This window comes from Streptomyces sp. NPDC001770, assembly GCF_053596135.1.
The window spans coordinates 87,082-99,827 of the sequence record NZ_JBSFFN010000010.1 but is presented as its reverse complement, the minus strand read 5'-3'; the positions used below and the strand labels follow the sequence as shown (position 1 = coordinate 99,827).

Genomic DNA, 12,746 nt, shown 5'->3' with positions numbered 1-12,746 from the left:
GCCTGCCCCGCGATCACCGCCTCCAATCCTCCATAACCAGCCACGGTCCTTCACATGGGGAGTCCGAGTGCCGGGCGACGAAACGGTGCCGAGGCAACCACGGCGGCACCCCGTGTGATTAGGTTAGGCATACCTAAGTTTACGTCCGCTCGAACCCACCGCCCTGGAGCTCCGGTATGCGCACTCACAGCAGCCACCCCACCCGGCCGACCCCCGCCGAGCGCGTGCGGTCCGTCCTCCGGGCCGCCCGGTCGATGACGGTGGTGAGCGACGGCAGACACCACGAGGTCCACCGGCGCGACGAGGACGGCGGCGCCATGGGGGCCGTCCATCTGCACGCCCCGGACGACGGCACCCTCTCCCCTTCGGCTCCGCGCTTCCCCGTACGCCTGGAGCTCACCGACGTCGCCCCCACGTCCGTGCGCGACCGGTTGCGGGCCCGGGTCACCCTCACCGGCCTCATGGACGCCCCCTACGACGACGAGTCCCCCGAGTCGGCCTGCGTGGAGTTCGGGCAGGCCGTCCTGGAATACGACGGGGACCGGCACTTCGTGACGATGGAGGAGCTCGAAGAGGCGCCGCTCGACCCGACCGCCACCAGCGAGGCGGGGATGCTGATGCATCTCGTTGACAGCCACCAGGAGTTGATCCCCCTCCTGGTGCGGCTGGTACGCCCCCGCCCCAAGCGCGGGATGCTCCGCGCGGTCCCGCTGGCACTGGACCGCTACGGCATGACGCTGCGGCTGGAGTTTCCCGGCGGCCACCAGGACGAGCGGCTGCCGTTCGCCACCCCGATCACCGGCCTCGAACAGGCCGGCCCCCAGATCCACGCGCTGCTCTCCGCCGCCCGCCGCGCGTCCCACCTCGGCCCGCTGCTCACCTGACAGGGCTGCCGTCCCGAAGCCAACCCGTCGGTAGCGAAATAAAACTGACGACCCGTCATATCTGCGCGAGGTGTACATCTCCCGGATCGGGTTATCCGGATGTCACGCAGAGGAGTACCCCGGACTCCTGACAGAAGGAGACAGCGATGCCGCTCACTTTTCGGAAGAGTTTCCAGATCCTGCCCGGCGTGCGTCTCAACATCAACCGCCACTCGTGGTCCGTCACCACGGGCGGCAAGCACGGCCCGAAGCGCACCAGGAGCAGCACCGGACGCCGCACCACGTCCATGAACCTGCCCGGCCCCTTCGGCTGGCGCAAGACCCGGCAGGCGCACCGGGGCTGACCACAACCGCGCGGAAACGGGGATCCGGCTCATCGCCGGGTCCCCGTTTCCGTGCGCGCGCACGAGCGCTCGCGAGGTGCCCGCCGCAGGTGTGGACGGGGTTCGCTCTTCGCGCAAGCAACGCATCGAAGCCGCTCGCGCCCCGGCCCTCGCCATATCCCCGCACCGGACCGGCTCCCGCTCCCCACGCCGCCGGGCCGTCGGTGCGTCAGCGGGCGGCGCACCGACCGCGGCGCGCGCCACACCACCCAGCACCGGCCCCGTACGGCATCCCCCGGCCACCCCTCCGACCGCCGGGCCGAAGTCCCGCGCGGCGATGCGGTGCCCAGGACTCCGGATCGCACGCCGAGTTGTCCCGAATGCCGCCGATTCGCCACGCGACTCTCCTGTAACACCCTTGACACACAGCACCATTTACCTCCCTACTGGTCTCCGCATCCCACTTTGACAACGTTGTCCAACCATCTCCGGGGAGGAATGGCTCGGTATGCAGCCCCCACTTGATCTTCGTTTCCACGCGGGTTCGCGTCGGAGACACAGCGTCGCGGCGCTCGCAGCGGCCCTCGTACTGGCCGGAGCGAGCCCCTCACTCGCCGCCGTGCCGCAGAACGGCTCCCACGGATCCTCGGGCAACCAGACGTTCAGCTCGTCCTTCGAGGCCGACCAGAAGCAGCCCGACTGGCGCAGCACCGTGGAGACCGGCCCGGACGGCAAGGACCTCTCGCAGGGCGTCGACGGCGGGTTCTCCGGCGGCATCCCGGGCAACGTCACCGACCGGGTGACGGATGTTCGCGCCAGCGATGAGAACGCGGGCGGCGGCGAGGTCAAGGAGAACCTGGTCGACGTCTCCTCCGCCACCAAGTGGCTGGGCTTCAAGCCCACCGGCTGGGTCGAGTTCGACCTCAGCGAGGCCACGAAGGTGACGACGTACGCGCTGACGTCCGCCAACGACCACGACGAGCGCGACCCGCAGGACTGGGTCCTCAAGGGGTCGGCCGACGGCAAGACGTGGACGACGCTCGACACACGTACCGGTGAGACCTTCGGCGAGCGTCTCCAGACCCGCTCGTTCGACATCGCCGAGCCGGCCGCGTACCAGCACTTCCGCCTGGAGTTCACCAAGAACCACGGTGCCTCGGACGCGATCCAGCTCGCCGACGTCCAGTTCTCGGACGGCAACACCTCCGCCCCGGTGCCGGACGAGATGCGCACCATCGTGGACAAGGGTCCGTCCGGCTCGCCGACGGCGAAGTCGGGTGCGGGCTTCACCGGCACCAAGGCGCTGCGTTACGCGGGTACCCACAAGGACAAGGGCCGCGCGTACTCGTACAACAAGGTCTTCGACGTCAACACGCCGGTGACCCGGACGACCCAGCTGTCGTACCTGGTCTACCCGCAGATGACGAAGACGGACCTGGCCTACCCGGCCACGCACGTCTCGGTGGACCTCGCCTTCACCGACGGCACCTACCTGAGCAAGCTGGGTGCGACCGACACCAACGGCGGCGCGCTGACCCCGCAGGGCCAGGCGGACGCCAAGCGGCTGTACGTCAACCAGTGGAACAAGGTCGCCTCGGACATCGGCACGGTGGCCGCGGGCAAGACCATCGACCGGATCCTGGTGGCGTACGACTCGAACAGCGGTCCCTCGCAGTTCCAGGGCTGGCTGGACGACATATCGATCGCCCCGAAGGCTCCCGCGAAGCCCAAGGCGCACCTGTCTGACTACGCGCTGACGACCCGCGGCACGAACTCCAGCGGCAGCTTCTCGCGCGGCAACAACATTCCGGCGACCGCTGTGCCGGAGGGCTTCAACTTCTGGACCCCGGTCACCAACGCCGGTTCCACGGACTGGATCTACGACTACGCGCGCGGCAACAACGCGGACAACCTGCCCACCCTCCAGGCGTTCAGCGCCAGCCACGAGCCGAGCCCGTGGATGGGTGACCGGCAGACGTTCCAGCTGATGCCGTCCGTCGCCTCCGGTACCCCGGACGCGTCGCGGACCGCCCGTGCGCTGCCGTTCCGTCACGAGAACGAGACGGCGACGCCGCAGTACTACGGCGTGAAGTTCGAGAACGGCCTCAGGGCCGAGATGACGCCGACCGACCACGCGGCCCGCATGCGGTTCACGTACCCCGGTGCGGACGCGAGCATCGTGTTCGACAACGTCAACAACCTGGGCGGGCTGACGCTGGACCCGGCCACCAGCTCCTTCACCGGCTACTCCGACGTGAAGAGCGGCGGCTCCACGGGCGCCACCCGCCTGTTCGTGTACGGCGTCTTCGACTCCAAGGTCACCGCGAGCGGCAAGCTCACCGGTGGCGGTGGTGACAACGTGACCGGGTACTTCCGGTTCGACGCGGGCAAGGACAAGCAGGTCGGGCTCCGTCTCGCCACCTCGCTGATCAGCGTCGACCAGGCGAAGAGCAACCTCGCCCAGGAGATCCCGGCGTCGACCTCCTTCGAGCAGGTCCAGAAGAAGGCCCAGCGCGCCTGGGACGACATCCTGGGCAAGGTCGAGGTCGAGGGTGCCACCGAGGACCAGCTGACCACGCTGTACTCCAGCATGTACCGGCTGTACCTGTACCCGAACTCCGGCTTCGAGCAGGTCAAGGGCGTGAGCACGTACGCCAGCCCGTTCGTTTCCAAGACCGGTACGGACACCGCGACGAACACCGGCGCGAAGCTCGTCAAGGGCAAGGTGTACGTCAACAACGGTTTCTGGGACACCTACCGCACCACGTGGCCCGCGTACTCCTTCCTGACGCCGAAGAAGGCCGGCGAGATGGTGGACGGGTTCGTGCAGCAGTACAAGGACGGCGGCTGGATCTCCCGCTGGTCGTCCCCGGGTTACTCGGACCTGATGACCGGTACCAGCTCGGACGTGGCGTTCGCGGACGCGTACGTCAAGGGCGTGGACTTCGACGCGGAAGCGGCGTACGACGCGGCCGTGAAGAACGCCACCGTCGCCCCGCCGTCCTCGGGCGTCGGCCGCAAGGGGATGGAGACCTCGGTCTTCACCGGTTACGCCAACACGTCGACGCACGAGGGTCTCTCCTGGTCGCTGGAGGGCTACCTCAACGACTACGGCATCGGCCAGATGGGCAAGGCGCTCTACGCGAAGACGAAGAACAAGCGCTACCAGGAGGAGTCCGAGTACTTCCTCAACCGGGCGCAGAACTACGTGAAGCTCTTCGACGGTGACGCGGGCTTCTTCCAGGGCAAGAACGCCGACGGCAGCTGGCGCGTGCCGTCCGCGGACTACGACCCGCGGATCTGGGGCAACGACTACACGGAGACCGACGGCTGGGGCTACGCCTTCACCGCGGTCCAGGACACCCGCGGCCTCGCCAACCTGTACGGCGGCCAGGACGGTCTCGCCCAGAAGCTCGACTCGTACTTCTCCACCCCGGAGACCGCCGGCCAGGAGTTCACCGGCTCGTACGGCGGCGTCATCCACGAGATGACCGAGGCGCGTGACGTGCGCATGGGCCAGTACGGCCACAGCAACCAGGTCGCGCACCACGTGACCTACATGTACGACGCCGCGGGTCAGCCGTCCAAGACGCAGGAGAAGGTCCGCGAGGTCCTGGGCCGCCTGTACGGGGGCAGCGAGATCGGCCAGGGTTACCACGGCGACGAGGACAACGGCGAGCAGTCCGGCTGGTTCCTCTTCTCCTCCCTCGGCTTCTACCCGCTGGTCATGGGCAGTGGTGAGTACGCGATCGGTTCGCCGCTCTTCACCAAGGCCACCGTGCACCTGGAGAACGGCCGCACCCTCACGGTGAAGGCTCCGAAGAACAGCACGAAGAACATCTACATCCAGGGCCTGAAGGTCAACGGCAAGAAGTGGACCTCCACGAGCCTGCCGAGCGACCTCCTCGCCAAGGGTGGCGTGCTCGACTTCGACATGGGGTCCAAGCCCTCCTCGTGGGGCACCGGCAAGAACGCCGCGCCGGTCTCCCTCACCAAGGACGACAAGGTGCCCGCGCCGAAGCAGGACGTGCTGAAGGGTGCCGGCGCACTGTTCGACGACACCTCCGCCACGTCGGCCGAGGCCACCGGCACGGTCGAACTGCCGGTCGCCAAGGCGACGAAGGCCGCCCAGTACACCCTGACGTCGGCGAAGACCGGCGCGGCCCCGAAGGGCTGGGTGCTCCAGGGCTCCTCGGACGGCAAGACCTGGAAGGACCTCGACAAGCGGTCCGGCCAGACCTTCGCCTACGGACAGCAGACCCGGGTCTTCTCGGTGACCCGGCCGGGCGACTACCAGCACTACCGCCTGGTGCTGGACGGCACGTCGACCCTCTCCGAGATCGAACTGATCTCCTGAGCCGGGCGGGTCCGTGGGCGGCGGCCCGCGGACCCGCGCACGACAGCCTTGGGCGCACGCCGGCGGCCGGCATCCCGAACCCGGGATGCCGGCCGCCGGTTTTCGCGTCCTCGCGGGGGCGGGCCGGGCGCGTGTCAGACGCCGAGGCGTGGCGCGTCGGTGTTCTCGGCGTGCGCCTCGGGGGCGATGCCGTGCTGCTCGTCCTCGGGGCGCCCCTTCGCGGGCAGCAGGAAGGTGATCGCGAAGAAGGCCGCCAGCAGGCCTGCCTGGACGATCAACGCGTGGTGGAAGCCGGCGGTGAAGTCGCCGGTCCCGGCGCGGTCGAAGAACACCGATCCGAAGACCGCGACCCCGATGGAGCCGCCGACCGCCTGGACCGCCGACAGCACGCCGGAGGCGGATCCGATCTCGTCGTCGTCGACCGCGGCGAGCACGAAGCTGAACAGGGCGGCGATCACCATTCCGGCGCCGACACCCGCCACCGCCACACCGGGGGCGATGTCCCAGATGGAGAACGACGCCGCGTCGAGACCGTCGAGTTCGAACCACAGCAGCGCCGCGCCGGCGAGCTGGACGACCGGTCCGATCTGCAGCACCCTGCGGCCGATCCTGTCGGCGAGGAACGCGCCGCTGACTGCACCGCCGATCGCGGTGCCCACCGCGAGCGGCAGGTTGCCCAGTCCCGCCTCCCCCGCGGTGAAGTTCCGGCCGATCTGGAGGTAGAGCGTCAGCACGAGCTGGGTGCCGACCAGCCCACCGAAGAACAGGGCGATGCCACCGAGTCCGACGGTGAAGGCGGGCTTGCGCAGCAGCCCCGGGGCCACCAGTGGTTCGCGGCCCCCGGCCGCCGCCCGGCGCTGCTCCACGGTGAACAGGGCGAACCCGACCGCCGCGGCGGCCATGGACAGCCAGGTCCACAGGGGCCAGCCGTTCTCCTGGCCCTGGTTCAGCGGCAGGACGAGCAGGGCACAGGACGCCGCCACGAGGGCCGCGCCGGCCATGTTGACGCGTACGGTGCGATCGCCCGCCTTCTTCGGTACGAACTTCGCGGCGACGATCAGTGCCGCGAGGCCGATGGGCAGGTTGACCAGGAAGACCGCCCGCCAGCCCAGGCCGAAGAAGTCGCCCTCGATGAGGAAGCCGCCGAGGACGGGGCCGATGATGCCGCCCAGGCCCAGGACCGGGCCGAAGATCCCGAAGACCTTGGTGAGCTCGGAGCCGGAGAAGTTCTCCCGCAGCAGGCCCAGGCCCTGGGGCAGGAGCATGGCCCCGGCGGCGCCCTGCAGCAGGCGGAAGGTGATCAGCGACTCGATGTCCGGCGCGACGGCGCACAGCAGCGAGCTCGCGGTGAAGGCGGTCAGGCCGATCAGGAACATCCGGCGCCGGCCGTAGCGGTCACCGAGCCGCCCGCCGAGGATCAGCCCGGCGCCCAGGGTGAGGGCGTAGCCGCCGATCACCCATTGCAGGCCGACGGAGCCGGCCCCGAGGGACCTCTCCAGGTCCGGTCCGGCGACGTTGACGATCGAGGCGTCGAGGAGGTCCATGATCTCCGCGACGAGCATCGCCACCAGGATCAGCCATCGCCACCGGTAGGGCCCGGCCGTCCCGTCGGGGGTGGTGGGGGGATTGCCCATGCCAGATACCTCCATGGTGAAGTAATTCCACCATGAAGGTAAAGTGAGGGCGGTAGGTTGTCAAAAGCGGCCGCGCGGACCGCACGGGCACGAGGGAATGGCGGAGGGCCGACATGGAGGAAGCCGTGAACGACGGCGTCGCGGAGCGGCGCGAGCGGCTGATGGAGTCACTGCGGGCCTACGGCGGCCACTACACCGAACTCGGCCGCCGCTTCGCCGCCCGGCTGGGCCTGCACTCCACGGACGCGACCGCGGTCCTGGAGATCGCCGCCGCGGAGGAACGCGGCACTCCCCTGTCGCCCGCCCGCCTGAGCGAGCGGATCTCCCTCTCCACGGGGGCCACCACCGCGCTGCTGAACCGTCTCGAAGCGGCGGGGCACATCACCCGCGCCCGCGAGCACTCCGACCGCCGCATCGTCACCCTGCGCAGCGGCGGGCACATCCAGGAACGCGCGGACGAGTTCTTCGGCCCGCTCGCCGACCGCCTCGACACCACGATGGCGCGGTACCCGCCCCGGCTCCTGGAGCAGTTCGAGGGATTCATGGCCGACCTGAACGCCACCATGGACACCCACCTCGCGCACCAGGACGCGGAAGCGCCCGGCGTCTCCACCCCCGGGCGCCGGACCTCCTGAGGCCAGGCCGAGGCCCTGGACGGTGACGTCGCCGACGATGAGGGCCTCGCTCGCCGCGGCATCGAACCGCCCGGCCGACGGGGCGGCTCCGTCGAGCGGTCGAGCCGTCGAGCGCCTGATGTCCCGGCTGAACGGCCGCCGCCGCCCGCACCGGAGCTACGGGTGCGCAGGGGCCGAGCGCCTCGCCGGTAGGTTCACGAACGCAGCCATGCCCCTTCGTCCTCGACAGCCAGAACGCGGACCCACATGACCTGCGCGACCTGGCCGGCGCACTGCGGGACGTGCTCCGCGTCCGACACCAGGGCGACCAGGGCCGTCAGCGGGGACGACTCAGGAGATGCGGCTCATCACGTAGGCGGTGCCTACCCTGTCTTCCTCGGCCGAGTCCGCCTGGATCGCGAGGCTCGTCCCGGCCGCGGTGAAGTCGAACCCGTTCGTCATCGGTTGCGTGCAGCGGATGCCATGCCGGTAATCAGTGCGACGGCAGTCAGAGCACTGCCGGTGCGGCGGGTGAAGCGGCACAAGAGGTCCCCCGAAGTGCACTCAGAAACCGAGCAGATGTGCAGAACAAGGCGATCATCCCGTGTGGGCACCCGCGTCACCTCAGCGGTCTGAACATCGGCACCAGGTTGATACACAGGTTCGACTCGCTTTCCGGCGAGGGACTGTCCCATGGTGGCCGCAGGCATTCCGAGGACGGCGACGATGTGGGCAAGGATGTCGTGACAGTTCAGGTGCGCGAGTGCGACCAGCGCCCGCCGGTGCGGCGGAATCCCGCAGCGGCGGTCACCCTCGCGGGTGATGATGGGCATCGTGACCCACTCGATCAGGGCGTGAGGCAGATCGAGTACGGAAAGCCAGGAAACCAACGGGGCTTCTGTGCGCATGGGTCAACGACCTCGTGCAGGGTTGGGGTAAGGCCGTAAGACTTCGAACATCTCCCTCAACGGCACGGGAGCTTCGTACCATTGCGGCCCCGCACCCGCCGACAAACCCGTCATCCGATCGGTGGCGTGCCGAGAAGGCTCATTGATCCACGCTTTCACGGTTTCCGGGAGAGCTTGTCAGGGCTGCGGACGGTACGAAACTCCACCGCCCGGAAAAGAAGTACGCACGAACCCCCCGATGACCCAGCTCGCGCATTTCCCTCAAAGAGACGGCTCGGCAAGCAATTCCCGCAGCCATCGTGCACTGTCCGCGTCTCCGGCACGGGCCGCACCGCCCGACGCCCCCGGGAAGAGCCGCCCCCAGGACCCGGCCCGGCCGATCGCTCCGACCCGCCACGCGAGGCTGGCAGCGCGTCGCAGCTCAGCGGTGGTGTGGCCGCTTCCCGTCCACGGCTCTAGGTAGGCGTCACGGAGGCGCGGCAGCGCCTCCGGGCCGTATCGCCCGCGGATGACGCGCCCGGGAATCAGAAGGCTGCAGAAAGGGTGCGCAAGCGCCGCGTCTCCCCAGTCGAAGAAAACGAAGCGACCCGGTTCCGGCACGAAGGACTGGCCGTCGTGCAGATCGGAATGGTCGAGCGTTTCGGCGATTCCGAAACCCGCGAGTTCCGCGCACCACTCCGCGAGACGGGGGCGAATGTCCCGCAATGCCGCGCGGTCGGCCTGATCCAGCACGGAGTTCTCCTCGACCATCCGGTCGAAGATCTCCGGAAGGGCCGCCACGCGCCCGTCCGGGACGCCGAGTGATTCCATTCTTCCGACGTGCGGAGTCAATTCCCGCTGTGTCTGCGCGTACTGCCGCAGCATCTCCTCCCACTCCGCCGGCCCCGCGGCACCACGGTCCAGCGCGTCCCGGAAGAGCGGTCCACCGTCCGGGAGGAGCGACCACCCCCGCTCGGAGTCGACGGCGAGCGGCTCCAGCACGCGCCCGGGAATCCAGCGCGCCAGGGATTCGGTCAGCCCCGCTTCGAAGGCGCTAGCGGGCGGGGATGCCTTGAAGAACACGGCCCCGTACCGCTCGACGGGAATCCGGACCAGGACGGACCACGGCCGCAGCCGCACCGACCGCCCACCCGCTTCGCGCAGCCCGTGGGCCGCCAGTTCGCGCTCGGCCCATCCGAGGGCGGCCTCCCGCCACGCAGCGGTCTCCCAGGGCGTCACCGCGTCCGGATACTGCCCCCGGTCCACTGCTGCCGACTCGTCACGCGTCATCGCCCCATCCCATCACCGGGCCCGCCACCGCTTCCATCCGTTTTCCGCCGGACCGGACGGCACGGCGCCCCCGGACACCACTCCCCCGGCACCGCACCAACCGCTGCGCGATCTCTGGACACCGGCTTGAGGTCGTGCTGTCATACCGCCGACATCAATTTTCCAACGTTGCATAGAAGTTGTCGCACCACCGCACCGGAACGCGACAGCCTCCTTCGCCATGCGCCGGAGCCGTAGCACCAGAGCGCGGAACGAGGCTGCCGCAGAGCAGAAGTGGAGCTTCCACATGCCCCTGAACCGTCGGCACTTCATGACCAGCGCCCTGGTCACCGCCGCCTCGACCGCCGCCATGGGCCGCTGGGCCACCACCGCGACCGCGGCGGGTCACGTGGCGCCGGTGGCGCGCGGCGGCCACTACGCCCCGAACGCCGCCCCGCTGCACCCGACCGCGTTCCAGAAGCTGCCGCCCGGCCGGGTCAAGGCACGGGGGTGGCTCGCCGGCCAGCTCCAACTCCAGCTGGACGGCCTCTGCGGGCGCTACGAGGAGTTCTCGCACTTCCTCGACTTCGGCACGTCCGGCTGGGTACACACCGACCAGGGTGGCTGGGAGGAAGTCCCGTACTGGCTGCGCGGATACACCGACCTGGCGATCGTCACCGGCGACGCGAAGGCGCTCGCCGCCACCCGGCGCTGGATCGACGCGATCCTCACCACGCAGCAGTCGGACGGGTTCTTCGGGCCCAAGGCGCTGCGCACCTCGCTCAACGGTGGCCCGGACTTCTGGCCCTTCCTCCCGCTGATCCAGGCGCTGCGCTCCTGGCAGGAGTACAGCGGCGACACCCGGGTCATCCCCTTCCTCAGCCGGTTCTTCCGGTACATGAACGCCCAGGGGCCGGGCGCCTTCAACACCAGTTGGATCGCGCTGCGTTGGGGCGACGGCCTGGACAGCGTCTTCTGGCTGTTCAACCGCACCGGCGACACCTTCCTGCTCGACCTCGCCGACAAGATCCACCAGAACGGCGCCGACTGGGGCGACAACCTGGTCAACCCGCACAACGTCAACATCGCTCAGGGTTTCCGCGAGCCCGCCCAGTACGCGCTGCGCAGCGGCTCGGCACAGGACACCAAGGACACGTACGGTACGTACGCCAAGGCGATGGGCCAGTACGGGCAGTTCCCCGGCGGCGGGATCGCCGGCGACGAGAACGCCCGCGCCGGGCACGGCGATCCCCGGCAGGGGTTCGAGACCTGCGGCATCGTGGAGTTCATGGCGAGCCACCAGCTGCTCACCCGGATCACGGGCGACCCGCTGTGGGCGGACCGTTGTGAGGACCTCGCGTTCAACTCGCTGCCCGCCTCGCTCGATCCCTCGGGCAGGGCGATCCACTACATCACCAGCGCCAACAGCGTCGACCTGGACAACGAGCCCAAGCGGGACCGGCAGTTCCAGAACGGCTTCGCGATGCAGGCGTACCTCCCGGGCGTGGACCAGTACCGCTGCTGCCCGCACAACTACGGCATGGGCTGGCCGTACTTCCTCGAGGAGCTCTGGCTCGCCACCCCCGACGGCGGTCTCGCGGCGGCGATGTACGCGGCCAGCGAGGTGACGGCGACGGTCGCGGACGGGACCTCGGTCACCATCACCGAGGAGACCGACTACCCCTTCACGGACACGGTCACCCTGACCCTCAAGACCCCGAAGCAGCTGAGGTTCCCGCTGGTGCTGCGCGTCCCGGCCTGGTGCAGCGCGCCGGAGATCCGGGTCAACGGGCAGCGTGTCACCGCCCCGGCCGGTCCGGCCTTCACCCGCGTCGACCGCACCTGGAAGAACGGCGACAAGGTCACGCTGCGCTTCCCGCAGCAGACCACCGTACGCACCTGGGCGGAGAACCACGGTTCGGTGAGCATCGACCGCGGGCCGCTCACGTACTCGCTCCGGATCGGAGAGAATTACGAACGCATCGGCGGCACCGACCAGTTCCCGGAGTACGCGGTGCACGCGACCACCCCGTGGAACTACGGGCTCGTGCTGGACGGCGCGCTGCCCCAGGCCACCGCGGCCCCGCGCTCCCGTGCGCGTGAGCGGTCCCCCCGGCTCGCGGCCGGCTCCAACCCCTTCACCCTGGAGGGCACCCCGCTCACGCTGACCGCGCGCGCCCGCCGCATCCCCGAGTGGAGCGCGGACGACGAGCACGTGGTGGCGCCGCTCCAGCAGAGCCCGGCGCGCAGCACCGAGCCGGTCGAGCAGGTCACCCTGGTCCCGATGGGAGCGGCGCGGCTGCGGATCACCTCGTTCCCGACGGCCGCACCGGACGCGGCGCCCTGGCTGGCGGACCGCTGGTACCGGATCGCCAACAAGAACTCGGGCAAGGTGCTCGGCGTCGACGGGATGTCGACCGCGAACAGCGCCCATGTGGTGCAGTTCGGCGACACCGGCACCGACGACCACCTGTGGCGGCTGGTCGCCAACGGCGACGGCTGGTACCGCATCCGCAACCAGCACTCCGGCAAGGTGCTCGGCGTCGACCTGATGTCCACGGCCAACAGCGCGCATGTCGTCCAGTACGACGACAGCGACACCGACGACCACCTCTGGCAGCTCGTGCCGGACGGCAACGGCTGGTACCGCATCCGCAACCGGCACTCGGGCAAGGTGCTCGGCGTGGATCTGATGTCCCTCGCCGACAGCGCCCATGTCGTGCAGTTCGACGACAACGGCACCGCAGACCACCTCTGGCAGCTGCTCTGACCAGCAGC

Annotated in this window: 7 protein-coding genes and 1 pseudogene; 5 read left to right on the top strand and 3 right to left on the bottom strand. The window is 69.5% G+C overall.

What is annotated here, in order from left to right:
• Positions 1-176: 176 nt before the first annotated feature.
• From ACWCSV_RS11735 to ACWCSV_RS11725, 3 genes are all read left to right on the top strand, one after another.
• A complete protein-coding gene (locus ACWCSV_RS11735; RefSeq protein WP_451141001.1) occupies positions 177-884 on the top strand; it encodes a DUF2470 domain-containing protein in 708 nt (235 codons plus the stop codon).
• A 146-nt stretch (positions 885-1,030) separates the two neighbouring features.
• On the top strand, positions 1,031-1,228 hold the full coding sequence (locus ACWCSV_RS11730) for a DUF4236 domain-containing protein (protein WP_451140999.1): 198 nt from the start codon (positions 1,031-1,033) through the stop codon (positions 1,226-1,228).
• 487 nt (positions 1,229-1,715) lie between these two features.
• Complete coding sequence (locus ACWCSV_RS11725; RefSeq protein ID WP_451140997.1) at positions 1,716-5,564, top strand: GH92 family glycosyl hydrolase; 3,849 nt, start codon at positions 1,716-1,718, stop codon at positions 5,562-5,564.
• Between the two features lie 134 nt (positions 5,565-5,698).
• On the opposite strand, the gene ACWCSV_RS11720 is transcribed toward ACWCSV_RS11725, so the two are convergent.
• The gene (locus tag ACWCSV_RS11720) at positions 5,699-7,198 is read right to left on the bottom strand and encodes an MFS transporter (RefSeq protein WP_451140995.1); all 1,500 of its coding nucleotides are present in this window, start codon (positions 7,196-7,198) and stop codon (positions 5,699-5,701) included.
• A gap of 113 nt (positions 7,199-7,311) precedes the next feature.
• Between ACWCSV_RS11720 and ACWCSV_RS11715 the strand changes: the two genes are divergently transcribed.
• Positions 7,312-7,833, top strand: coding sequence for a MarR family winged helix-turn-helix transcriptional regulator (locus tag ACWCSV_RS11715; protein WP_451140993.1), 522 nt, complete (start codon positions 7,312-7,314; stop codon positions 7,831-7,833).
• Positions 7,834-8,507: 674 nt separating this feature from the next.
• Here the strand turns inward: ACWCSV_RS11715 and ACWCSV_RS11710 are convergent.
• Both ACWCSV_RS11710 and ACWCSV_RS11705 read right to left on the bottom strand, forming a co-directional pair.
• Positions 8,508-8,702: pseudogene (locus ACWCSV_RS11710) on the bottom strand (IS5/IS1182 family transposase); the annotation flags it as partial.
• 279 nt (positions 8,703-8,981) lie between these two features.
• Positions 8,982-9,782: an aminoglycoside phosphotransferase family protein gene (locus ACWCSV_RS11705; RefSeq protein WP_451140991.1), complete on the bottom strand. Its 801-nt coding sequence runs from the start codon at positions 9,780-9,782 to the stop codon at positions 8,982-8,984.
• Positions 9,783-10,275: 493 nt separating this feature from the next.
• Between ACWCSV_RS11705 and ACWCSV_RS11700 the strand changes: the two genes are divergently transcribed.
• Positions 10,276-12,738 (top strand): RICIN domain-containing protein, encoded by a 2,463-nt coding sequence (locus tag ACWCSV_RS11700; RefSeq protein ID WP_451140989.1) that lies wholly within the window; start codon positions 10,276-10,278, stop codon positions 12,736-12,738.
• Positions 12,739-12,746 lie beyond the last annotated feature (8 nt).